This is a genomic window from Sphingomonas sorbitolis (assembly GCF_036663875.1).
Lineage (GTDB): Bacteria > Pseudomonadota > Alphaproteobacteria > Sphingomonadales > Sphingomonadaceae > Sphingomonas.
The window spans coordinates 423,609-445,763 of record NZ_JAXOJS010000005.1 but is presented as its reverse complement, the minus strand read 5'-3'; the positions used below and the strand labels follow the sequence as shown (position 1 = coordinate 445,763).

Sequence of the window (22,155 nt, the reverse complement as noted above, 5' to 3'; positions counted from 1 at the left end):
CTACTTATCCTTGATAGATCGGGAAGCGCGCGCAGAGTGCACGAACACGCGTCCGAACGTCCGCCTCGACTTCCGGGTCCCCATGCTCGCCCTTTTTCGCGAGGCCGTCCAGCACGTCGGCGACCATGTTGCCGATCTCGCGGAACTCGGCCGGGCCGAACCCGCGCGTCGTGCCCGCTGGCGAACCGACGCGGATGCCGCTGGTCTTGACCGGCGGCAGCGGATCGTTGGGGATGCCGTTCTTGTTGCAGGTGATGCCTGCGCGCTCCAGCGCCTCATCCGCATCGCGGCCGGTGATGCCCAGCGGGGTGAGGTCGATCAGAGCGAGATGCGTGTCGGTGCCGCCCGAGACGACGTCCGAGCCACGCTCCTTGAGCGTTGCCGCCAGCACCTTCGCGTTCTCGACGACCGCCGCGATGTAGCTCTTGAAATCGGGCTGCAGCGCCTCGCCGAATGCGACCGCCTTCGCCGCGATCACGTGCATCAGCGGCCCGCCCTGGAGGCCCGGGAACACCGCCGAGTTGAACTTCTTGGCCAGAGCCTCGTCGTTGGTCATGATCATGCCGCCGCGCGGACCGCGCAGCGTCTTGTGCGTGGTGGTCGTCACGACATGCGCGTGGCCGAACGGCGTCGGGTGCAGGCCAGCCGCGACGATCCCGGCGAAATGCGCCATGTCGACCATGAAATACGCGCCGACCTTGTCCGCGATCGCCCGGAAGCGCGCAAAGTCGATCGTGCGTGGGTAGGCCGAACCGCCCGCGATGATCAGTTTCGGCTGATGCTCGACCGCCAGCGCCTCGACCTGGTCGTAGTCGATAAAATGCGTGGTCGCGTCGACGCCGTATTGAATGGCGTTGAACCACTTGCCCGACATCGCCGGCTTGGCGCCATGCGTCAGGTGGCCGCCCGCATCGAGGCTCATGCCGAGGATCGTGTCGCCCGGCTTGACCAGCGCCAGCATCACCGCGCCGTTCGCCTGCGCACCCGAATGCGGTTGCACGTTGACGAACCCGCAACCAAAGATCTGCTTGGCGCGCTCGATCGCCAGCGTCTCGACCGTGTCCGACGGCGCGCAGCCCTGGTAATAGCGCTTGCCCGGATAGCCCTCGGCGTACTTGTTCGTGAACACCGAACCCTGCGCCTCGAGCACCGCCTTCGAGACGATGTTCTCCGACGCGATCAGCTCGATCTGCGTCTGCTCGCGCTCGAGTTCGGCAGCAACGCCGGCGAAAACGGCAGCGTCCGCATCGGCGAGAGTACGCGTGAAAAAGCCGTCCGGCTGGACGTCATGGAGTTCGCGGGGCTGGGTGCTCATGCGGGGACCTTTAACTTGTCGACACGGAGTTGATGACGGCCGCCGGCGAAATCGGCGGACAGGAAAGCTTCGACGCACGCCTTGGCCATTTCCTCGCCGATCAGGCGGGCGCCCATCGCGATGGCGTTGGCGTCGTTATGCACGCGCGCAAGGCTCGCCGACAGCGGTTCGGAGACGAGCGCGCAGCGGCAGGCTGGATTGCGGTTGGCGGCGATCGAGATGCCGATCCCCGAGCCGCACAGCGCGATACCGCGCTCGACGCGACCATCGGCGATCGCGGCCGCAAGCTTGAAACCATAGTCAGGATAATCGACGCTGGCGGTGCCTTCAGGGCCAAGGTCGAGCACATCATGCCCCATCTCCCGCAACCACGTTGCGAGCACCGCTTTCAACGAAACGGCGGCGTGATCGGACGCGATGGCGATGCGCACCTGGCGTAATCCTGTGACGGGAGATCGGGTGCCCAGCCCCTTACCCACCCGAGCCGGAATTTGCCACACCTGTTCGCAGGTCTAAGCGATCCTCCCCCGCCAGGGGGAGGTGGCTGGCGCTTGCCAGACGGAGGGGGAGGTAAGCGCAACATCTGTTCCGTGCCCTCCCCCTCCGTCGCCTTCGGCGCCACCTCCCCCTTGCGGGGGAGGATCGAAAGATTGACTGTCGCCCCCGTCCTCAAGGAGACATCCATGAAAGCCCTCACCCTGCTCGCCGCCGCCGCGCTGACAGCCTGCTCCGGCCCCGCCCCCGACACCAGCAGCGACGGCAACATGACGTCCGCAGGATCGGTCGACCGCAAGCTCTCCGCGCCCAAGCCCAAACCCGCGCCCGACTACACCGGCCGCTGGATCGGCGTCGAAGGCATGGTTCTCGACGTCGCGCCGACCGACACCCCCGGCCACTACGCGCTGACGATGCAGTGGGACCTCGACAACAAGGGCAAGTTCGACGGCACCGCGACCGGCGACACGATATCCTTCGATCGCGGCGGGATACGCGAAACGCTTCGCCCGACCAACGGCGACGCGACCGGCCTGAAATATCTGTTCGGCAAAACCGACTGCCTCACCGTCAAGCCCGGCGAAGGCTATTGCCGCGAGCGACTTAGCCGCTAGGTTCCGGATCGTGACCATGGCCTTTTCAAATGCGGACGCGGCGCGCGCGCATCTCTCCGAGGTGCTCCTGCGCACCGGGCAAGAGGACCGCGACGCGTTTCGCGAGCTCTATTCGCTGACCAGTGCGAAGCTTTTCGGCATCACCCATCGTATCTGCGGCAACGCCCAAGCCGCGGAGGATGTGCTGCACGAGGTCTATCTCACGATCTGGAAACGCGCCGGTGCCTGGGAACCCGGTCGCGCGAGCCCGATAACCTGGTTGGCGACGATCGCGCGCAACCGCGCCATCGACTGGCAGCGCGCGCAGGGCGTCCGCCGCACCAGCCCGCTGGACGATGCGCCCGACATTGCCGATCCCGGCGAAGGCGCTGAGGCCGGGATGCTGGCGAGCGAATCGTCGCGCGAATTGATCGAGTGCCTCGATGGCCTCGAACCGCAGCAGCGCGACGCGATCCGCACCGCGTTCTTCGACGGCGTCACCTATGCGGAGCTGGCGATCAAGCGTGCGGTCCCGCTCGGCACGATGAAGAGCTGGGTCCGCCGTGGTCTCGCGCGCCTGAAGGATTGCCTCGATGGTTGATCCGATCCCCGATACCGGCGTGCCTCAAGATGTGGCGGCCGCCGAACTCGCGCTGGGCCTGCTCGACGGCGAAGAGCGCGGGGCAGCGCTGCGCCGCGTGCTCGCAGAACCCGGTTTTGCCGCGCAGGTCGAATGGTGGCGATCACGCCTGGCGGTCCTGTTCGACCTTTGGCCCGAACACGCCGCGCCGCCGCATCTCGCAGCCCGGATCGAAGCCAGTCTCGATGGCACGCCAGCCCCTGCGCAAACGAGCCGCTTCGCTTGGCCGGCGCTCGCCGCCGTCACCAGCGCGATCGCCGCATCGCTGTTGCTGTTCGTCATGGTCCGCCCAGAGCCGACCGTGCCCGTCTCGCAGCCGATCCCCGTCGCGCGCCCGACCAGCGTGCTTGTGGCGATGCTCGGCGATGCGAAGTCGCCCGTCGCCGCAGTCTACGACCCCGCAAACGGCGCGCTCCGCGTCGCTGCAGGTCCCGGCGTTCCGGACGCGCGCGTCGCGCAGCTCTGGGTGATCGGCGGCGACGGCGTGCCGCATTCGCTCGGCCTGCTCTCGGGCCGCCCGACCTCGCTGGCACCCAAGGGCGTCGATCGCGGTCGCATAACCCCCGGCGCAACGCTCGCGATCTCGGTCGAACCGCTCGGCGGCTCGCCGACCGGCCTGCCGACCGGCCCGGTCGTCGCCACCGGCGTTGTCGCGCGCGTCTGATGCGCGAGCGACCCGCCGCGCCCGGCGGCATCCCGCCGATCGCGCGCGTGCTCGGGCTGAGCGGCCTCCTCCCGCAACTCGCGGCGGTCGCGCTGCTGTTGAGCGGCGATCCGCAAAGCCGGTTCTCCGCGCTGGCGATCGCCTACGCTTACGCCGCGATCATCCTGAGCTTCCTCGGCGGTCTCTGGTGGGGTCTGGCCGCACGCACCGACTCGCCACCGCGCTGGCTCTGGTTCGCGAGCGTCGCGCCATCGCTGATCGCACTGGCCACCGCCTGGCCCTGGATGGTCGGCCTGCGCTGGCCGGGCCCCTCGCTGGTCGTGCTTGGCATCAGCCTGATTGCCGCGCTGCTCGTCGACCGCGCGCTGGTTCGCGCCGGCATCGCCCCATCGGGCTGGATGGCCTTGCGCATACCCCTGTCGCTAGGCCTTGGCGTCCTGACGTTACTGGCGGCTATACTGTGACTCGGCTGCGGGGAAATGCTATACTAACGCCATGAGCGTTGCCGAACACATCACTCAATTGGCCTCCGGACCCGCGCGTTTTACCACCGCCGAGTTCATGGAACTCGTCCGTCATCCGCCGATAGCCGACTGGCTGGGCAAGGTCGAACTGGTCAACGGGGAGATTATGCGGATGTCGCCGGCAAACGTACCGCACTGGAACGCGCAGCGGATCGCTTTCCTGCGCTTGCAGTCCGCCTTCGCCGCGCTCGGCACCGAATGGATCGTCGGACAGGAACCGACCGTCCGCCTGACCGCCGATACGCTGCGCGAACCGGATGTGGCGGTGCTTCGCGACCCGGATCTATGCGCGACATTATTCGACCGCGTTGCGTTGTTTCTCGCTGTCGAGATCGCCGATACGAGCCTCGCGCTCGATCTCGGCGCCAAGCGGAGCGATTATGCCGAGGCGTTCGTGCCGCATTATTGGGTGGTCGATATCAACGCGCGCCGGACGCACGTGATGGCCAAGCCCCGCGCTGGTGATTACGAGGACAAACGGCTGATCCCGTTCGGCCACCCTATCGCGATCCCCGAACTCAATCTCGACATCGTCGTCGACTGACCTCAAGCCGCCTTGCGCAAGTCCAAGCGGCTCCAGATCTCCACCAGCGCGTCGGTCAGTTCGCGCATCATCGCCTCGGTATGCGCAGGCCCCGGCGTGAACCGCAGCCGCTCGGTACCGCGCGGCACGGTCGGATAGTTGATCGGCTGCACGTACACGCCGTATTCGGCGAGCAGCACGTCGCTGATCTTCTTCGCCTTGACCGGATCCCCGACCATCAGCGGCACGATATGCGTATCGCCGATCATCACCGGCAACCCGGCGTCCTTCAGCATCCCCTTGAGCATCGCCGCGGAGGCCTGCTGCCCCTCGCGCTCGACGCTCGAAGCCTTCAAATGCCGTACGCTGGCCAGCACGCCGGCCACGAGCACCGGCGACAGCGACGTCGTGAAGATGAACCCAGGCGCATAGGACCGGATCACATCGACGATCGTGCGGTCGGCGGCAATGTAGCCCCCCATCACGCCGAACGCCTTGCCCAGCGTCCCCTCGAGGATCGTGATCCGGTGCGCGACCTCGTCCCGCTCCGAGATGCCGCCGCCGCGCGCGCCGTACATCCCGACCGCGTGGACTTCGTCGCAATAGGTCAGCGCGTTGTACCGGTCGGCGAGATCGCACACCGCGGAGATCGGCGCGATGTCACCCTCCATCGAATACACGCTCTCGAACGCGATCAGCTTCGGCGCCGCAGGATCTTCGGCCGCGAGCAACTCTTCAAGGTGAGCGAGGTCGTTATGACGAAACACCCGCTTCTCGCAGCCCGAATTACGGATGCCCGCGATCATCGACGCGTGGTTCAACTCGTCGGAAAAGATGATGCAGCCCGGCAGAACCTTCGCAAGCGTCGCCAGCGTTGCCTCGTTCGAGACATACCCGCTCGTGAACAGCAGAGCCGCTTCCTTGCCGTGCAGGTCGGCGAGTTCGCCCTCCAGGTCGACATGGTAATGCGTGTTGCCGCCGATGTTGCGCGTGCCGCCCGAGCCCGCGCCGACGTCGTGCAGTGCCTCTTCCATCGCCGCGATCACCTTGGGGTGCTGGCCCATCGCGAGATAATCGTTCGAGCACCACACCGTAATCGGCTTGGGACCGTTATGCCCGGCGAAACAGCGCGCGTTGGGGAACGCGCCCTTGTTGCGGAGGATGTCGATGAACACGCGGTAGCGCCCTTCGGCATGCAACCGGTCGATCGCCTGCGTGAACACGCGCGAATAATCGACTCGCGGACCCGAGATGGAATCCGTTGCCGTGATGCCGTTGGTAATCATAGGCTTGGGCACTACGCCTCGCTTTCACTCGTTTCCAGCGCAATACCGCTCTTACGGTGATCGCTTTCCTCATCCGGGGTGCACATTGCCACGATGCGCCCGCGAAGCAAGGTGCCACATTGTCCCAGGTTAACGCTTAAAGCTGCTCGATCCGCGCAAATCCTCGCCCCGCTAGGGCAGGTCCGAGCGCCCGCTCCTCGTCACCCAACCGGGTAAAGACGGCGATGCCCTCGCCCGCGCCCGACCATGATTCGCCCTGCATCAGATGAACGATCCGCCGCGCGATCCCGGGACCACCGTCGACGAACCGCACGCCAGGTGCCGCCATGGCCAGCTCCGCCTCGACCAGCGGGAAATGCGTGCAGGCGTTGACGATCACGTCGATTCGCTCCCCGCCGGGTTGCGAGAACAGCCCATCGAGCACCGCCGCATAGCGCTCAGGCGCCACCGCTCGCCCGTGCAACTTGGCCTCCGCCATCTCGACCAAAGCCGCCGACCCGTAGCGGAGCACCGTGCAATCGCCCGCAAACCTCGCAGCCAGATCATCGACATACGCCTGCCTCACGGTCGCCTCGGTCCCCAGCACGCCGATCGTCCGCGTAACCGACAGCGCGGCAGCGGGCTTGATCGCCGGTACCGTCCCGACCACCGGCAGGTCGAGCGCCGCGCGCACTACCGGCAGCGCGATCGTCGAGGCGGTGTTGCACGCGATCACGATCAACCGCGGCCGATACCGCTCCGCCAACCGCCCCAGCAACACCGGCACGCGGGCGGCGATCTCCGCCTCGCTCTTCGTGCCGTAGGGAAACCCGGCCGAGTCGGCGGCGTAGACGAACGGCGCATCGGGGAGCGCCCCGCGCGCGGGCCCGACGATCGACAACCCGCCGACACCGGAATCGAAGAACAGGATGGGGCGCGTGTCCATCCATGCGCCTTAGGACGGAACGCCTTAGGCAAACCAGAGCCTTCCCCCCGCCATCCTGACGAAAGTCAGGACCCAGGGTTACAAGGGTTGTCCTCCGTGGCTCTGGGTCCTGACTTTCGTCAGGATGACGGAGGGTGCTGTGAGGTCGGCACCCGCTCGACGCCATTTGCCGTCAGCCCCGCGTCGTTTATAAGCGCCCTCGGAACGGGGGACATACTTGCAGACGGAAATTCTCTGGGTCGCGCCCACGCTATCGCTCGTGCTCAGCTACCTGCTCGGCTCGATCCCGTTCGGCGTCATCCTCACGCGCGCCGGCGGTGCAGGCGATCTGCGGACGATCGGCTCGGGCAACATCGGCGCCACCAACGTATTGCGCACCGGGCGGAAGGGCCTCGCCGCCGCCACGCTGCTGCTCGACATGGCCAAGGGCGCAGTCGCCGTGCTGCTGGTCGCACACCTGCTTCCCGGCAACGCACTGCTCGCGGCCGCCGGTGCGTTCATCGGCCATTGCTACCCCATCTGGCTGAAGTTCAAGGGCGGCAAGGGAGTCGCCACGTTGATGGGAATCGTCGTCGCGCTCTACTGGCCACTCGGGCTCGTTTACGCCGTCGTCTGGCTGGGCCTGCTCGCGGGCCTGCGCATCTCCTCGGTCGCCGGCATGGCCGCGGCACTGAGCGCACCGTTCGCGGCCGCGCTGTTTGGTCGATTCGACCTGGTTCTTCTCCTTCTCGCGCTCGCCCTGATCGTCCTATGGAAGCACCGCGAGAACGTCGAGCGCCTGTTCTCCGGCACCGAGCCGCGGATCGGCTCCAGCCGGAAAACGAGTGGCTGACCCGACGGTCTCAAGACTTCGGCTTATCCGCACGACCGGGATCGGACCGGTCACTTATCGCCAGCTCATCGCCCGCTTCGGCAGCGCGGACGCCGCGATCGAAGCGCTCCCGATGCTCGCCCAACGCGGCGGCGGTCGCAGCCCGCGTATTGCCGAAGCGCCGCTGGCCGAACGCGAAATCGCCGCCACCGCCAAGCTCGGCGCGCGCTATCTCTTCCTCGACGACCCCGACTATCCCCGCCTGCTCGCAGAAATCGAAACCGCGCCCCCAGCGCTGATCTTCCGCGGTGACCTCACCCACGCCACCCGCCCCTGCATAGCCATGGTCGGCGCCCGCAACGCGTCCGCCGCCGCCTGCCGCTTCGCGAGACAATTGGCACTGCAACTCGCCGAGGAGGGCACGACGATCGTCTCCGGCCTCGCCCGCGGCATCGACACCGCCGCGCATATCGGCGCACTCGGCGCCGGCAGCAGCGGCGCGACGATCGGCGTCATCGCCAGCGGCATCGACATCGCCTACCCGCCCGACAACACCGGCCTGCAGGAGCGCATCGCCACCGACGGCCTGCTGCTCGCCGAACAGCCCCCCGGCACCGAGCCCAAGGCACGCAACTTCCCCTCGCGCAACCGCATCATCGCCGGTCTCGCGATCGGCACCGTAGTGGTCGAGGCGGTCCCCAAATCCGGCTCGCTGATCACCGCGCGGCTCGCCAACGAGTCCGGCCGCGAGGTCATGGCCGTCCCCGGCAGCCCGCTCGATCCCCGCGCGCAGGGCTGCAACCTGCTCATTCGCGAAGGCGCCACGCTGGTGCAATCGGCCGCCGATATCCTCGAGCAGATCCGCCCGTTCGACCCGCGCTCGGTCCGCTCGCCGATCGACGCCTATGCAAGCTCCCCCGCCGAAGACGCCACCGACACCGACCGGCGCCGGATCACTGACCTGCTCGGCCCCGTCCCCGTCGCGATCGACGAACTCATCCGCCAGTCGCGCCGGAGCCCCGCCGTCGTCCACACGGTGCTATTGGAGCTCGAACTCGCCGGCCGCCTCGACCGCCACGCCGGCGGCCGCGCCAGCCTGACTTGATCGCTAAGACTGATCCTCCCCCGCCAGGGGGAGGATCGCACATCACCGCAATCACTCCGCCGGCAGATAGATCTCGCTGCCTTTCGCGCGGAATTTCTCGCTCATGTCAGCCATGCCCTTTTCCGCGTCGGCGTGGCTGCCCGTCGCGAAGATCGCCCGCTCGGCATCCCCAGCATCGACGTCCGCCGCTAGAAACGTATCCGCTGGCGCGTTCTGCTTGGCGGCAAAGTCCCGCACCTCCTGCGTGATCTTCATCGAGCAGAATTTCGGCCCGCACATCGAGCAGAAATGGGCGGTCTTGGCGCCTTCTGCCGGCAACGTCTGGTCGTGATAGGATTCCGCCGTGTCTGGATCGAGCGACAGGTTGAACTGATCGCGCCAGCGAAACTCGAAGCGCGCACGCGATAGCGCATCGTCGCGCATCTGCGCCGCCGGATGCCCCTTCGCCAGATCCGCGGCATGCGCGGCCAGCTTGTACGTGACCACACCGACCTTCACGTCGTCGCGATCCGGCAAGCCCAGATGCTCCTTCGGCGTGACGTAGCAAAGCATCGCGGTGCCGTACCAGCCGATCATCGCGGCGCCGATGCCGCTCGTGATGTGATCGTAGCCGGGGGCTATGTCCGTGGTGAGCGGCCCCAGCGTGTAGAAGGGGGCTTCGCCGCAAACTTCGAGTTGCTTGTCCATGTTCTCCTTGATCTTGTGCATCGGGACGTGGCCGGGGCCTTCGATCATGACCTGGACGTCGCTCTTCCACGCGCGGTGGGTGAGTTCGCCCAGCGTGTAGAGTTCGCTGAACTGCGCTTCGTCGTTGGCGTCGGCGATGCTGCCGGGGCGCAGGCCGTCGCCGAGGCTGTAGGCGATGTCGTACGCCTTCATGATCTCGGTGATCTCGTCGAAGCGCTCGTAGAGGAAGCTCTCCTTGTGGTGGCTGAGGCACCATTTCGCCATGATCGAGCCGCCGCGCGAGACGATGCCGGTGACGCGTTTCGCGGTCATCGGGATGTACGCGAGGCGGACGCCGGCATGGATCGTGAAGTAATCGACGCCCTGCTCGGCCTGCTCGATCAGCGTGTCGCGGAAGATCTCCCAGGTGAGGTCTTCGGCGACGCCGCCGACCTTTTCGAGCGCCTGGTAGATGGGCACGGTGCCGATCGGGACCGGCGAGTTGCGGAGGATCCATTCGCGGGTGTCGTGGATGTTGCGGCCGGTGCTGAGGTCCATCACCGTGTCCGCGCCCCAGCGGATCGACCAGACGAGCTTGTCGACTTCGGCGGCGACGTTGCTGGCGACCGCGCTGTTGCCGATGTTGGCGTTGATCTTGACGAGGAAGTTGCGGCCGATCGCCATCGGTTCGGATTCAGGGTGGTTGATGTTGTTGGGGATGATCGCGCGGCCGCGGGCGATCTCGTCGCGGACGAATTCTGGGGTTACGAAGTCTGGGATTTGTGCGCCGAAGCTTTCGCCGTCTCGCTTGTACTCCTTGAGCATCGCGCGGCCGAGGTTCTCGCGGGTGGCGACGTATTCCATTTCGGCGGTGATGATCCCACGTCGCGCATAGTGCATCTGGCTGACGTTCTGGCCTGCCATCGCACGCAAGGGTCGCTTGATGCTGCCGGGGAATTGCGGGACGCCGCCGGAGCGGTCCGGGCCCAATTGCCCGTTGTCCTCGGGGCGGATTTCACGCGCGTCGTAGCTCTCGACGTCGCCACGCGCTTCGATCCACTGGCGGCGGAGTTGGGGGAGGCCGGCGTTGATGTCGATCGTCGCGCGCGGGTCGGTGTAGGGGCCGCTGGTGTCGTAGACGCGCAAGGGCGGTTCGCTGCAGCTCGGGTCGAGGACGATCTCACGCATCGCGACGCGGACGTCGGGGCTGGAGGGGACCGCGACGTGGATTTTCCGCGAGCCTCGGATCGGGCCGGTGGTTACGCCAATGTCTGCTGTCGGGGTGCCTGCTTCGTAATCAGCCATGCGCTTGCTCCTAAGGGTATCGGAGCAAGGATTGCGGTTCTGTGGCGACCGCTCCCTCCCTCCGCCGGTATCAACCGGATCAGGTTCAGCGGGTCGAAGGCTCCTGCCTTCCTCTCAAGCGCGGATAAGCGCTCCCCCGGGGTGAGGCGAGCATAGGCGGCTGGGGGTGGGGTGCAATGGGGAAATTGGTGGCTTGGGGTGTGCGGGGGATTCAGTGGTTTTGGCGCGATCGGTAAGGCTCCACCCCGGCGAAGGCCGGGGCCCAATTGGGGGACGGCGATAACGAGGGGCAGTTCTTCGTTATATCCACCTTTCCAATTGGGCCCCGGCCTTCGCCGGGGTGGTGGCACTGTGGGTGTTGGGTTTATGATCTTGAGCGCCCGTTCGCTGAAACGAGAGAAGGCCGATGCCCTGTTTGGGGCAACGGCCTTTTCTATTACTCCGCGCGCCGTCAGTCGTAGCTAAGCTACGCCTTGTGGCGTGATTTGCTGCGCTGGCCGGGCTTGGGCGAGTCTTGCGCCGGGTCGGCGCAAGCCGCCCTGCGCCTTAGAACCGGAAGCTCACCGTCCCGCGCAGCGAGTGCCAGCGGAAATTCTCGTCGCTGCGGCGGAAGGTGGTGCCCGCGGTGTTGGGGGCGAGCACGAACGGGTTGTTCGCGAGCAGGACCGGGCTGCCGGTGATCGCGCTGCCAGCGGTGACGAGGACGCGGGCGTCGTCGTCCTTGTACTGGTGGTAGGTGTATTCCATGCCGATCGAGATGTTCTTGGTCAGCTTCTGCTCGATGCCGCCGCCGCCGACATAACCCCAGCGCTTGTCCGAGCCGGTGGCTGCGAACGCGTTGGCGGTGTTGGTGGTGAAGAACAGGTTGTCGATCTTGGCATAGCCGGCGCCGCCGGTGGCGTAGAACAGCGTGTTGCGGGCGGCGAGACCGGCGCGGAGGCGCGCCGAACCTTCCCACTTCAGCTTGCGCGCCATCGTGTAGCTGGCGGGCGTGGTCGAAAAGGCGGCGACGCTGTCGGTGATCTCGGACTTGCCGAATTCGCCGACGATGCCGACCACGAACGCGCCGCGCTGTACGTCGAAGCCTGCACGGCCGTAATACGACCAGCCGTCGTCGTCGTTGCGGCAACCATAGGCGGGCACCGCGGTGCGGGCCGAGCCGTTGCAGAAGCCCGGCGAGAAGGCATTGGCGCCGGTGATGGTGTTGACGCTGTCGCTGAAATTGCCGTCGTTGTTGCGATCGAACAGGATCGACGAGCCGATGTCGTTGCCCTGGACGTCATAGCCGCCGGCGGCGCCGATATAGACGCCCGAGAACGGCTTGCTGTCGCGGTCGGTGGTCATGTCCTGCGCGGCGGCCGGAACGGCAAAAATGCCCGCGGCGGCGAGGCCGGCGAGCATGGTGAGCTTCGTGAAGTTGGTCATGGTCGTTCCCCAAACGAGGGGCCGCGACGCTCTTGATGAGCGCCGCGACCCGGATTTTCCTGTTTCAGTTCGTGACGACGATCACGCGTTGGCGCCGCTCGTGCGCAGCGAATCGAGGCGGTTGTTGGTCCCGTTGGGGAAGAAGCCGCCACCGATCTTCGCAGTGGGCGTCAAGTAGACGATGTTGTGCACCTGAGCGACCGAGCGGCTGTAGGCCAGGCCGTTTGCGTCAGTCGGCACGATGTTTGAGATCGTCGGATCCGACCCGGTGATGCCCTGATCGTCGTCGCCGATCACGCCCGTCGTCGTGTTCGTGACGGTGCCGTCGAGGCTGTCGCGGGCGTCACTGATCTGGTTTGCGGCGGTGATGAGCGACGGAATCGGGTTCGGCGTCTGCAGACCTTTGCGGTACAGGATCGTGCGGATCAGCCCTGCGTGATACGCCTCTGCCGCGAGGATGCCGGCGGCCGCCTCGAGATAGGTCTTGTTGGCGATCAGCGGTGCTGCGCCCTTGTAGGCCGACACGCCGACGTCCTCGAAGATGTACGCACCGAGCAGGAAGCTGTTGTCGTCGGCATAGGGGTTAAACACGCCCGTCGCGCCGATGACGCCAGCCGCGCGAGCGGCCGCCGTGAACGCGCCCGGCGCGGCGGCCGTGCCGACCGAGATGTCGATAGCCGGCTGGGCGACAGCGGCAGTGCCGAGAGCGGAGCGCAGGAAGGCGACGTGCGCGACTTCGTCGATCGCGATTTCGCGCGCATATTCACGCACCACGGCATCCTGGAACGGCACCTGTGCGCCACCGGTGACCGCACCCTGCGTCCCGATGCCGGTCAGCAGGCTGGCGTTCAGGCCGACGCCGAATGCCGCGAACGCGTAGAACTGCGCTTCGAGATATTCGAGGTTCAGGGCGACGTTGAGCACGTCGGCGTCGTTGAGCGCGGCGACCGGCGCCGGTCCCGGAGTCGGGGTCGGTGCGAGATCGGAATCGTCGCTGCCGCATGCCGACAGGAGCGTGGCGCCACCGATGGCGAGCGCCGAACCGCCGGCGAAGCGGAGGAAACTGCGGCGTTCGTTGCGACGGCTGGCGATCGCGTCGAATATTTCGAGCTTGGTAGAGAGATCGGTCATTGGGTTAATCCCCTGAATAGCGAAGATGAGCTTGGGCGAGGCTGAGAAGATCAGGCTGCCGCGGTGCTCGTCTTGATGTTGCCGTTCATGCCGTTCGGGTAGAACCCGCCTGCCGACGCCGCACCGCTGGTGAGATAGACGATGTTGAGCACCTGGCTCGCCGAACGGCTGTAGGCGACGCCGTTGCTGTCGAGCGGGACGATGTTCGACACGGTCACCGCCGCCTGCGCGGTGGCGAGGTTGATCGGCGTCGCGCTGTACGACGAGATGCCCTGGTCGATATCGTTGGTGCCGAAGATCGTCGTGTTCGCACCACCGCCGTCGAGGCTGTCGCGCGCCTTCGAAATGGCATCTGCGGACGTGCGCAGCGACGGCGTCGCGATGCCCTTGCCGTACAGCGTCGTGCGGACGATCGCGGCGTGATACGCCTCGACCGCGAGCAGGCCGGCAGCCGCCTCGAGATACGCCTTGCTGGTGAGCAGCGGGGCGGCGCCCTTGTATGCGGTCACGCCGACGTCTTCGAAGATGAACGCGCCGAGCAGGAATGCCTCGTCCGACGCATAGGGATCGAACGCGGTGCCGGCGGGGACGAGACCAGCGGCCTGGGCCGCGACCGAGAAGGCGCTGGTCGGCGAGACGCTGACGTCGATCACCGGCTGCGCGACGGCGGCGGTGGTGCCGAGTGCGGTGCGGAGGAACTTGACGTGGGCGATCTCGTCCTGGGCGATCTCACGCGCGTACTGGCGCACGATCGGATCGGTGAAGTTGACCTGGCGACCGCCGCGGACGGCACCTTGCGTGCCGATGCCCGAGAGCAGGCTGTTGTCGAGGCCGGTGCCATAGGCGGCGTAGGAATAGAATTGCGCCTCGAGATATTCGAGGTTGAGCGCGAAATTCAGGACGTCCGCGTCGGTGATGGTCTGTGCCGCCGCCGAGCTGGAAAAGGACAATGCGGTCGCACCAGCCGCGGTGACCGCAGCGGCGCCAAGCGCAGTCTTGAAGAATTCACGCCGCTCGCTGCGCCGTTCAACTCGCGCATCGAGGGCTTCGATTAGGTGCACGCTCTCGGTCATATCAGGGTCCTCCCCTTGTAGTTGCAGACGTCGGAGTTATTGAAACAATCGAACAATCCGGACCGATGAGAGTAACACCCTTGTCGCCAAGGCCCAACTCGTAACGCGCTCTATTGCGGGCATAATGATGCCGTCCAGCTTGAGGAACGGACGCAAGCGGGAAATGGACGCAGCCTTAACGGCAATGTTGTGAAATAAATTTCAGACGTGGTGGAGCGGCGGCGGGGTGATCTTGCGAGTCGCTCGGGGGGGGGTGGGTTGCGGGAGCTTCGGAAGCTCCGGCTGGGCAGTTCGCACGCTTGGTTGGTCAGCGTGGCGGAGTGACGCTTGGGGTTGGCGCTTCCGGAAGCCGCTCGGACACGATGTGCTGGAATGTGGACGTTCGAGACCCATCGATCCTCCCCCGCCAGGGGGAGGATCGATGGGTCTCGAAGTTTGCCCAGTATCATTTGGGCCGGCCTCGGATCGGCCAGCCTCAGATCAGAAGGTGTAGGTCAGCCCCAGCGCGTAGAGCCACTGGTCCGCGCTGCCCACGTCGGCGACGATCGGGGTATCCTTGTACTTGCCGACCATGCGGCCGTAGAGCACGCCGGCACCGACGCCGAAACCGTGGCGGAGATCGCCCGACAGGCTCTGCACCACGAACAGCGATGCGTTGACGCGGCGGAAGCCACTGTCGTTGACGTCATAAGTCCGCAGGCCGCTGGCGAGCGTACCGATCGGCGTCACCGCCGCATAGGTCCGGCCGAAGCCCTTGCCGGCGTAATCCGCGGCGACGCCGAGCGAGACGAGCGTACGAACCGACAGCGGTGTGGTGTAATTCACCTGCGGCGTGATGACGTAACTGTCATAGGTGCCCGAGACGTCATGAACATAGGCGACGCGCGCGGTGAGCGTATCATAGTCGCTGGTGATGACGCCGGTCCGGGCGACGCCGACATAGCCGCCCAGTTCATAGGCGGTATCGATCTTGCCGAGCGCGCGGACCTGACGGTTGTCGATATCGCCGGTGCGATCGCGACGGACGCCGCCGATCACGCCCAGCTCGAAATTGGTGCCGACCTCACCCGTGTTCGGGATCAGGTTGAAATAGAGCTGCGTGCCGCGGAGGAAGAAGTCATGCCCGCGCACCGTGCCGACGAAGGCGCCGGCGGGGGTGAAGGAATTGCTGTCCGCACCTTCGTAATCGGGCATCGACACCACGCCGAGCGCGACCGTGACGCGGTTATTGTCCTTGGGATCGGTGATCGTCGGCGACGGGTTCGGGTCGGTCTGGGCGAAGGCGGGCGTGGCGATGCCAAGCACCGCGATTGCGGCAGACGTGAAGAGAGAGAATGCGCGCAAGGAAATGCTCCGGACAAAAAGGTTCCAGCGCAAAACGCAGCGTCTTCGTTTTCGGTCCGTTACGATCGGTCAGAAGATGTAACGCATTTTCACCTGTTGCATTTCGGCATCACCGGCGACCATGAACCGGGCCGCCGAAAAGCGCGGCGGCCCGAACCGGACCGCGGCATTGCGCGAGAATCCATAGCCTTCGCGCGGGATCCCCGCGATCGTATCGAGCTTCGCGTTGCTGTTCTCGTCGTGAATGACCGCGAGCGCATAGCCACGCTGCGGCAGGCCCGGAAAGCTGGTGGTGTGGACGCTCGCCGGGATCGACCGGGTCAGTGCATTGGCATCGTCGACGCAGGCGGGAAAGTTGTCCGGGTCGGCGGTGAGGCAGATCCGGATCATGCCCTTTGCCGAGCGGAGATTGTCGATCTCGACGTCAAGCCGCGTGATGGGAGCCGCCGCTGCCAGCGTCAGCCATGCCAACGTGCCCGCTACTACGAGCGGCAGCCTTCGCGTGCGCCTTGGTGAAGTCGCCGAGTCCCTTGTCGGTGCCGCAGAGCCGATCCCAAAAGCGGAAATAGAGGCCATAGTTGCACCCGTATTGTTCGTGATGGCGCTGATGATGGCTCGCCGTGATCAGCCAGCCGCCCAGTGCGCCCCGCCACATGAACCGGGGGAAAACCTCCCACCCCATGTGATTGGTTACCCCCATAACGGTCATGATCGTCAGTACCAGACCCAGTGCGCCGACATTGATCGGAATTGGGAACACCAGTAGCGGAATTATCACAGCACCGGTGATCGCCTCGATCGGGTGAAACGCCATCGCCGCCCACGCGGTCGGCGGGCGGCTGGCGTGATGCACCGCGTGCGCGAGCTTGAAGGGCTTCGGCCGATGCATCCAGCGATGCGTCCAGTAGAACCAGGTGTCGTGCGCGAACAGGAAGGCAAGCACGGAGACCGGCAGATACCAGAGCGGGTAGGCGTGGACGTCGGGGTAACTCTGCGTCCAGCCGCGATTCTGCCAGCCCCAGGCGACGATCCCTGCGGGCCCGCCGTAGATCGCCGCCGAGGCGATGCTCCACCAGATCTCGCGCCGCATCTGCGCGTCGAGCCCGCGATAGAGCCCGGGATGACGCGCGCGCGTCGCGGCGGCGAACGCGCCGGAGACGATGAGATACCGGATGCCGACGATCGCGGTCATCGCGATCGCGGAGAGGACGATGGCGAGCCTCATGAGGGGCTTATACGGGAATTCGGGGTTTTGGGTAATGGCATAACCGGCTGGGGCCCATCGATCGGAGTCGATATTGCCGGAACGGACCGAGCCACCGAATCGAACCGATACCGATCGGTTTTCAGGGGGCCGTCATAGCGTATCGGCGATGGAACAATAGTGTTCCGAAGCGCGCCATCCGCATACCCTGCTAGCACCAGCCAGCGTAGCGCCGGTTAAAGCCTGGTGATCAAAAGACTTATTCTGGTGCCGAAGTACATGTTAATAAAATTGATGCGTTCATTAATTATGAACTGTTTAAATAGATTTACATTTATTCAGTAGTTATTTTCTCAAATTACGTAGATATCTAACAACATAATCCGAATTGAACATTGACCGCACATTTGATTAGAGTCGTAATTGATGCTGATCTATTATCTTCTAACAAGAAGCTTAGGAGATGAAGCATGTCCACGATCAACATCATGATTGCCGTCGACGTCGAAACTGCACAGTCCACTGCGAGCGGAACGACTATAACCCAGGGGTTATATATGATCGATACGACCGGGTATGAAGGTACGGCCGAAGCAGGGAACGAATTGAACACGCCGTGCGACGCGGGCGACGTACCCGTCTGGACGATTTACCCGATCAATCCGAGCGACAATATCGCGATCACCGGGTTCACCGGACAGTGCGTCATCGACGGAATCTTCCAGAATCTCGAACAGCAGAAAACACCTGCGGGCGTCGATTACTGGACATGCGTCATCAATGAGGGGACGGCATCTGCAAAATACCAGTACAGCCTGAACATTTCGATGTCGGGCAAGACCTATTCCTATGATCCGTTCTTTACGGTCACGGCCAACTAAGCCCGCGATGTCGTGGCACCCGTTCGAAATGCGTTGCGGCATACGTCGGTTATGACCGATCTGTATGCGGCAAATTCCGAGCGGGTGTCATAGGCGGTAACGGCCAGAGGCATTGCTACCCGCCCTCCATACTTATAAACGTCGATTTCGGTCAGTTTACATAGTCTCGAGGCGCACATCGACTCTTCGGACGCATTTGGCGATTGGGGGCAGGTATGCCGTCAATCCATGACAGGGGTGGTGACGGCGAGGCGCGTCTGGGACCGAGATCCGCAACCGGGATACGTAGAGGATATGCTGGCCTGGTTCGTCCGGGCAAGTTCTTTTGGGGCCGCCTGCATCTCGACATACCCTGCCTTCCGCGGGTGCCGAGGCTTGGTATTGTCCCGGCGGCCCCCTAGCCGTTGCAATAGGCTCTATGCAGTGCGCGGATTCGTGATAGCCTTCGTGTCAGAGCAGGATGACCTGCCTATTCGGAGAGTGATGCATGGCAAACCACAGCGCCGCGCGCGGGGATACCGACCTGGATACGGGCAACAACAAGAAGGGGCTGATCTACGTGATCTCGGGCGGCATCCTGGCCTTGGGGCTGGTGTTGATGGCGTTCTACGATCGCGCGGGCGATCCGATGCCGATCGCCTCGGTGCAGAAACCGGTCGTTACTGCGCAGCGCTGATCGCGGGATCCTCTCGGCGCGCGGTGCGGTCGAAGATCAGGATCGGCGCATCGCGGTACGTGCCTTGCGTGCGCAGGCGATAGCCTAGCCGTTCGGCGAGACGGATCGAGGGAGCGTTGGCGGGGTCGATGATGCAGGTCGTCGCGGGGATACGCGCGTCGGTCCAGGCGAGGATCGCGGCGAGCGCTTCGGCGGCGTAGCCCTGACCTTGCGCGGCGCCGGTGAGGGTCCAGCCGACTTCGGGAGCCGCGTCGATTGGGGGTTCAATCGCCCGTCGCGCTTCCATCAGGCCGAGTTCGCCGATCAGGCGGCCGGCGGCGTCGCGCGCGACCCAGCTGCCATACCCAAACAGCGTCCATTGGCCGATCGCGCGCAGGAGACGAATCCAGACGTCTTCGCGCGATCGTGGCTGGCCGCCGATCATCGCGAAGACGCGCGGATCGGCCCACATCGCCGCGCAGTCTTCGAGGTCGGTGGCGGCGTGGCCGGTCAGGGTCAGGCGGGTGGTGGTGAGTGTCGGGGCGGATATGAGTGTGCGCATGGAGGCAGGCTAGCGGCATTGGTGGGTTGAGGGGAACACCCGCTGCCCTCGCCTTTCTCACGGCAAAGGCGCCGTAATCCTTCGATCCTCCCCCGCCGGGGGAGGATCATATGTCAGCCCCCTCACCCGCCCTCCCGACGATGCAGGTTGTTTTCGGCGGTGATTGGTTTGCAAAGGTTGTTTTCGAGGCTCTCGCTTTGCGCTAGTCGGAGGCATGGCATCGACGATCTCCTGCGACGTCGCGATCGTTGGCGCGGGTTTGGCCGGCGGGATGATCGCGCTGGCGCTCAAGGCCAAGCATCCTGCGCTAGACGTACGTCTGATCGACTCCGCGCAGGTCGTTGGCGGCAACCACCTGTGGTCGTTCTTCGGCAGCGACGTGGCGCAAGGAGATCGCTGGATCGTCGCCCCGCTCGTGGTGCATGCGTGGCAGGGCTACGACGTGCGCTTTCCAGCGCATGCGCGGACGATCGACGAGACCTATTATTCGATCGAGAGCGAGCGGCTCGACCGCGAGGTCCGCCGGGTGCTCCCTGCGCATGCGCTGATGCTCGAGCGGAAGGTGTTGGGGGCGAGTGCAACCGCGGTGGTGCTGGCGGATGGCGACCGGATCGAAGCCACCGGCGTGATCGACGCGCGCGGACCCGGCGACCTGTCGCTGCTCGATCTCGCATGGCAGAAGTTCCTCGGGCGCGAACTCGCGTTGAGCGCGCCGCACGAGGCGCCAAAGCCAATGGTGATGGACGCGACCATTCCGCAGATCGACGGGTATCGCTTCGTCTATTGCCTGCCGTTCAGCGCGGACCGGATGTTCGTCGAGGACACCTATTATAGCGACACGCCCGATCTCGATATCCCGGTGCTGGGCGATCGGATTGACGCGTATGTCGCGGCGCGCGGCTGGTCGGTCGACAACGTCGTGCGCGAAGAGTCTGGCGTGCTGCCGGTCGCGATGGGCGGCGATTTCGAGGCCTATTGGCGCTCGGGCGGCGCGCATGTCGCCAAAGCTGGCATGCGCGCAGGGATGTTCCACCCGACCACCGGGTATTCGCTGCCCGACGCGGTGCGGACCGCGTCGATGCTGGCGGGACGCAATGATTTCTCAGGAGCGAAACTCCACGACGCGACGCATGCGATGGCGCGCGCGACGTGGCAGTCGCGCGGTTTCTACCGGATGCTCGACACGATGTTGTTCCGCGCGGCGGAACCAGAGGAACGCTACCGCATCCTCGAGCGCTTCTACCGCCTCTCACCATCGCTCATCGGCCGTTTCTATGCCGGACGTTCGACCCTTGCCGACAAGGCGCGCGTTCTGACCGGCAAGCCCCCCGTCCCCATCGTGCGCGCCGTCCGCGCCATCGCAGGCAGTATGTCATCATGAAGACCGCAATAGTCATCGGCGCAGGTTTCGGCGGGCTGGCGCTCGCGATCCGGCTGCAATCCGCGGGCGTGCAGACGACGATCGTCGAAAGCCGCGACAAGCCGGGCGGGCGTGGGTATTTCTGGGAACGCGACGGCTTCACCTTCGACGCCGGCCCGACGGTGATCACCGATCCGGATTGCCTGCGCGAATTGTGGGCGCTGACCGGGCGCGACATGAGCGAGGACGTGACGCTCGATCCGGTGCTGCCGTTCTACCGGCTGAACTGGCCCGACGGGACGAATTTCGACTATACCAACGACGACGTGCAGATGCGCGCCGAGATCGAGAAGCTGCATCCCGGCGACTGGGCGGGATACGAGAAGTTCCTGCAATATTCGGCCGGGGTCTTTCACGAGGGCTATGAGAAGCTCGGCCATGTCGCGTTCCTCGACTTCGGGTCGATGATCAAGGCGGCGCCGGCGCTGGCGAAATACCAGGCGTGGCGCTCGGTCTATTCGATCGTGTCGAGCTTCGTGAAGTCGGAGAAATTGCGCGAGGCGTTGAGCTTCCACACGCTGCTGGTCGGCGGCAACCCGATGACGACGAGCGCGATCTATGCGCTGATCCACAAGCTGGAGCGTGACGGCGGGGTGTGGTTCGCACGCGGCGGGACCAACCGGCTGGTGGCGGCGCTGGTGACGCAGTTCGAGCGGCTGGGCGGCGTGCTGCGGCTCGACGATCCGGTGACGTCGATCGAGACGCTCGGGGATCGCGCGACGGGCGTGACGACGGCGAGCGGCTGGTCGGGTCAGGCGGATGCGGTGGCCGCGAACAGCGACATCATGCACACCTATCGCGACCTGCTGGCGACCTCGCGCAGTGCCAAGCGCAAGACCGGGTCGCTCGAGCGGAAGAAATATTCGCCGTCGCTGTTCGTGGTGCATTTCGGGATCAAGGGCACGTGGCCGGGCATCCCGCACCACATGATCCTGTTCGGACCGCGCTATAAGGGGCTGCTCGAGGACATTTACGATCACGGCGTGCTGTCGGAAGATTTCTCGCTGTACCTACATCATCCGACCGTGACCGATCCTTCGCTGGCTCCGGAGGGGCATTCGGCGTTTTATGCGTTGGCGCCGGTACCGCATCTCGGGAAGTTCCCGGTCGACTGGGACGAGATCGCGCCGATCCTGGAGAAGCGTATCCTCGACGAGATCGGGCGGCGGTTGATCCCCGATATTCACGAGCGGATCGTGACGAAATTCTCGTACGCGCCGAAGGACTTTGCGGAGGACCTGAATGCGCATTTGGGTAGCGCGTTCTCGCTGGAGCCGGTGCTGACGCAGAGCGCGTATTTCCGGGTGCATAATCGCGACGAGCATATTCCGAATTTGTACTTCGTGGGGGCTGGGACTCATCCGGGGGCTGGCATTCCTGGGGTTGTCGGGAGTGCGAAGGCGACTGCTCGGTTGATGCTTGAGGGCGAGAAGTAAGAAATTTGTTCGCGCAGAGGCGCGGAGGCGCGGAGATTGTTGCATCCGGTTTTTCGGTCGGCAGACACAACTATCTGTTCGTCGACGGTGATTGGGCAGTCGCTGCGCGACAAGCGCTACATCTCCGCGCCTCTGCGCCTCTGCGCGAACAAAATCTTCCCTTGCAGCACCG

Annotated in this window: 23 protein-coding genes and 1 riboswitch; of the genes, 11 read left to right on the top strand and 12 right to left on the bottom strand. The window is 65.1% G+C overall.

All coding sequences use genetic code 11. The annotated features are described in order from the left end of the window. Nucleotides 1-4: 4 nt before the first annotated feature. Both glyA and rpiB read right to left on the bottom strand, forming a co-directional pair. On the bottom strand, nt 5-1,315 hold the full coding sequence (gene glyA / locus U1763_RS16995) for a serine hydroxymethyltransferase (protein ID WP_332756119.1): 1,311 nt from the start codon (nt 1,313-1,315) through the stop codon (nt 5-7). Continuing rightward, on the bottom strand, nt 1,312-1,746 hold the full coding sequence (gene rpiB, locus U1763_RS16990) for a ribose 5-phosphate isomerase B (RefSeq protein WP_332756118.1): 435 nt from the start codon (nt 1,744-1,746) through the stop codon (nt 1,312-1,314). Before rpiB ends, glyA begins: the two co-directional genes overlap by 4 nt. Before the next feature lie 252 nt (nt 1,747-1,998). Here rpiB and U1763_RS16985 point away from each other — a divergent pair, with 252 nt between their 5' ends. The 5 genes from U1763_RS16985 to U1763_RS16965 are packed head-to-tail and all read left to right on the top strand — an operon-like array spanning nt 1,999 to nt 4,775. Further along, on the top strand, nt 1,999-2,424 hold the full coding sequence (locus U1763_RS16985; RefSeq protein WP_332756117.1) for a hypothetical protein: 426 nt from the start codon (nt 1,999-2,001) through the stop codon (nt 2,422-2,424). Between the two features lie 16 nt (nt 2,425-2,440). Then, complete coding sequence (locus U1763_RS16980; RefSeq protein ID WP_056053310.1) at nt 2,441-3,004, top strand: sigma-70 family RNA polymerase sigma factor; 564 nt, start codon at nt 2,441-2,443, stop codon at nt 3,002-3,004. Further along, nucleotides 2,997-3,707: an anti-sigma factor gene (locus U1763_RS16975; RefSeq protein ID WP_332756116.1), complete on the top strand. Its 711-nt coding sequence runs from the start codon at nt 2,997-2,999 to the stop codon at nt 3,705-3,707. The genes U1763_RS16980 and U1763_RS16975 overlap by 8 nt, the downstream gene beginning before the upstream one ends. Then, the gene (locus U1763_RS16970; protein ID WP_332756115.1) at nt 3,707-4,171 is read left to right on the top strand and encodes a DUF3429 domain-containing protein; all 465 of its coding nucleotides are present in this window, start codon (nt 3,707-3,709) and stop codon (nt 4,169-4,171) included. The genes U1763_RS16975 and U1763_RS16970 overlap by 1 nt, the downstream gene beginning before the upstream one ends. A gap of 31 nt (nt 4,172-4,202) precedes the next feature. Further along, nucleotides 4,203-4,775, top strand: a complete 573-nt coding sequence (locus U1763_RS16965; RefSeq protein WP_332756114.1) for a Uma2 family endonuclease — start codon at nt 4,203-4,205, stop codon at nt 4,773-4,775. Between the two features lie 2 nt (nt 4,776-4,777). Here the strand turns inward: U1763_RS16965 and hemA are convergent, their stop codons facing one another. Continuing rightward, a complete protein-coding gene (hemA, locus tag U1763_RS16960; protein ID WP_332756254.1) occupies nt 4,778-6,040 on the bottom strand; it encodes a 5-aminolevulinate synthase in 1,263 nt (420 codons plus the stop codon). Nucleotides 6,041-6,176: 136 nt separating this feature from the next. Next, entirely contained in the window at nt 6,177-6,965 is a 789-nt protein-coding gene (gene murI / locus U1763_RS16955) for a glutamate racemase (protein ID WP_132895721.1), read from the bottom strand. Nucleotides 6,966-7,182: 217 nt separating this feature from the next. Here murI and plsY point away from each other — a divergent pair, with 217 nt between their 5' ends. Both plsY and dprA read left to right on the top strand, forming a co-directional pair. Continuing rightward, nucleotides 7,183-7,797, top strand: coding sequence for a glycerol-3-phosphate 1-O-acyltransferase PlsY (plsY, locus tag U1763_RS16950; RefSeq protein WP_332756113.1), 615 nt, complete (start codon nt 7,183-7,185; stop codon nt 7,795-7,797). Further along, entirely contained in the window at nt 7,790-8,881 is a 1,092-nt protein-coding gene (gene dprA, locus U1763_RS16945; RefSeq protein WP_332756112.1) for a DNA-processing protein DprA, read from the top strand. The genes plsY and dprA overlap by 8 nt, the downstream gene beginning before the upstream one ends. 51 nt (nt 8,882-8,932) lie before the next feature. Here dprA and thiC read toward each other — a convergent pair whose 3' ends face one another. The 7 genes from thiC to U1763_RS16910 form a co-directional block, all read right to left on the bottom strand. Beyond that, nucleotides 8,933-10,852 carry a phosphomethylpyrimidine synthase ThiC gene (thiC, locus tag U1763_RS16940; RefSeq protein ID WP_332756111.1) on the bottom strand — a complete coding sequence of 640 codons (1,920 nt, stop codon included), beginning with the start codon at nt 10,850-10,852 and terminating at the stop codon, nt 8,933-8,935. 39 nt (nt 10,853-10,891) lie between these two features. Next, nucleotides 10,892-11,000: riboswitch (TPP riboswitch) on the bottom strand. 398 nt (nt 11,001-11,398) lie between these two features. After that, entirely contained in the window at nt 11,399-12,277 is an 879-nt protein-coding gene (locus U1763_RS16935) for an outer membrane protein (RefSeq protein WP_332756110.1), read from the bottom strand. An 81-nt stretch (nt 12,278-12,358) separates the two neighbouring features. Then, on the bottom strand, nt 12,359-13,408 hold the full coding sequence (locus U1763_RS16930) for a ferritin-like domain-containing protein (RefSeq protein WP_332756109.1): 1,050 nt from the start codon (nt 13,406-13,408) through the stop codon (nt 12,359-12,361). 50 nt (nt 13,409-13,458) lie between these two features. Continuing rightward, the gene (locus U1763_RS16925; protein WP_332756108.1) at nt 13,459-14,481 is read right to left on the bottom strand and encodes a ferritin-like domain-containing protein; all 1,023 of its coding nucleotides are present in this window, start codon (nt 14,479-14,481) and stop codon (nt 13,459-13,461) included. Between the two features lie 480 nt (nt 14,482-14,961). Next, entirely contained in the window at nt 14,962-15,825 is an 864-nt protein-coding gene (locus tag U1763_RS16920) for a MipA/OmpV family protein (protein ID WP_332756107.1), read from the bottom strand. 69 nt (nt 15,826-15,894) lie between these two features. Continuing rightward, a complete protein-coding gene (locus U1763_RS16915) occupies nt 15,895-16,296 on the bottom strand; it encodes a DUF2141 domain-containing protein (protein WP_332756106.1) in 402 nt (133 codons plus the stop codon). Next, the gene (locus tag U1763_RS16910; protein WP_332756105.1) at nt 16,250-17,050 is read right to left on the bottom strand and encodes a sterol desaturase family protein; all 801 of its coding nucleotides are present in this window, start codon (nt 17,048-17,050) and stop codon (nt 16,250-16,252) included. The genes U1763_RS16915 and U1763_RS16910 overlap by 47 nt, the downstream gene beginning before the upstream one ends. A gap of 449 nt (nt 17,051-17,499) precedes the next feature. On the opposite strand from U1763_RS16910, the gene U1763_RS16905 reads away from it, so the two are divergent. Next, on the top strand, nt 17,500-17,910 hold the full coding sequence (locus tag U1763_RS16905; protein WP_332756104.1) for a DUF8788 domain-containing protein: 411 nt from the start codon (nt 17,500-17,502) through the stop codon (nt 17,908-17,910). A gap of 487 nt (nt 17,911-18,397) precedes the next feature. Next, nucleotides 18,398-18,586, top strand: a complete 189-nt coding sequence (locus tag U1763_RS16900) for a hypothetical protein (RefSeq protein WP_132895730.1) — start codon at nt 18,398-18,400, stop codon at nt 18,584-18,586. On the opposite strand, the gene U1763_RS16895 is transcribed toward U1763_RS16900, so the two are convergent. Further along, a complete protein-coding gene (locus U1763_RS16895; RefSeq protein ID WP_332756103.1) occupies nt 18,570-19,127 on the bottom strand; it encodes a GNAT family N-acetyltransferase in 558 nt (185 codons plus the stop codon). The two genes, U1763_RS16900 and U1763_RS16895, sit on opposite strands and share 17 nt — an antisense overlap. 214 nt (nt 19,128-19,341) lie before the next feature. Here U1763_RS16895 and crtY point away from each other — a divergent pair, with 214 nt between their 5' ends. Both crtY and U1763_RS16885 read left to right on the top strand, forming a co-directional pair. Continuing rightward, nucleotides 19,342-20,508 carry a lycopene beta-cyclase CrtY gene (crtY, locus tag U1763_RS16890; RefSeq protein ID WP_332756102.1) on the top strand — a complete coding sequence of 389 codons (1,167 nt, stop codon included), beginning with the start codon at nt 19,342-19,344 and terminating at the stop codon, nt 20,506-20,508. Next, nucleotides 20,505-21,983 carry a phytoene desaturase gene (locus U1763_RS16885; protein ID WP_332756101.1) on the top strand — a complete coding sequence of 493 codons (1,479 nt, stop codon included), beginning with the start codon at nt 20,505-20,507 and terminating at the stop codon, nt 21,981-21,983. Before crtY ends, U1763_RS16885 begins: the two co-directional genes overlap by 4 nt. Nucleotides 21,984-22,155: the final 172 nt, after the last annotated feature.

Coding starts and splice junctions, on each gene's coding strand:
- glyA (WP_332756119.1), bottom strand. CDS start 1,315: ATGAGCACCCAGCCCCGCGAACTCCATGACGTCCAGCCGGACGGCTTT.
- U1763_RS16985 (WP_332756117.1), top strand. CDS start 1,999: ATGAAAGCCCTCACCCTGCTCGCCGCCGCCGCGCTGACAGCCTGCTCC.
- U1763_RS16980 (WP_056053310.1), top strand. CDS start 2,441: ATGGCCTTTTCAAATGCGGACGCGGCGCGCGCGCATCTCTCCGAGGTG.
- U1763_RS16975 (WP_332756116.1), top strand. CDS start 2,997: ATGGTTGATCCGATCCCCGATACCGGCGTGCCTCAAGATGTGGCGGCC.
- U1763_RS16970 (WP_332756115.1), top strand. CDS start 3,707: ATGCGCGAGCGACCCGCCGCGCCCGGCGGCATCCCGCCGATCGCGCGC.
- U1763_RS16965 (WP_332756114.1), top strand. CDS start 4,203: ATGAGCGTTGCCGAACACATCACTCAATTGGCCTCCGGACCCGCGCGT.
- hemA (WP_332756254.1), bottom strand. CDS start 6,040: ATGATTACCAACGGCATCACGGCAACGGATTCCATCTCGGGTCCGCGA.
- murI (WP_132895721.1), bottom strand. CDS start 6,965: ATGGACACGCGCCCCATCCTGTTCTTCGATTCCGGTGTCGGCGGGTTG.
- thiC (WP_332756111.1), bottom strand. CDS start 10,852: ATGGCTGATTACGAAGCAGGCACCCCGACAGCAGACATTGGCGTAACC.
- U1763_RS16935 (WP_332756110.1), bottom strand. CDS start 12,277: ATGACCAACTTCACGAAGCTCACCATGCTCGCCGGCCTCGCCGCCGCG.
- U1763_RS16930 (WP_332756109.1), bottom strand. CDS start 13,408: ATGACCGATCTCTCTACCAAGCTCGAAATATTCGACGCGATCGCCAGC.
- U1763_RS16925 (WP_332756108.1), bottom strand. CDS start 14,481: ATGACCGAGAGCGTGCACCTAATCGAAGCCCTCGATGCGCGAGTTGAA.
- U1763_RS16910 (WP_332756105.1), bottom strand. CDS start 17,050: ATGAGGCTCGCCATCGTCCTCTCCGCGATCGCGATGACCGCGATCGTC.
- U1763_RS16905 (WP_332756104.1), top strand. CDS start 17,500: ATGTCCACGATCAACATCATGATTGCCGTCGACGTCGAAACTGCACAG.
- U1763_RS16900 (WP_132895730.1), top strand. CDS start 18,398: ATGGCAAACCACAGCGCCGCGCGCGGGGATACCGACCTGGATACGGGC.
- U1763_RS16895 (WP_332756103.1), bottom strand. CDS start 19,127: ATGCGCACACTCATATCCGCCCCGACACTCACCACCACCCGCCTGACC.
- crtY (WP_332756102.1), top strand. CDS start 19,342: ATGGCATCGACGATCTCCTGCGACGTCGCGATCGTTGGCGCGGGTTTG.
- U1763_RS16885 (WP_332756101.1), top strand. CDS start 20,505: ATGAAGACCGCAATAGTCATCGGCGCAGGTTTCGGCGGGCTGGCGCTC.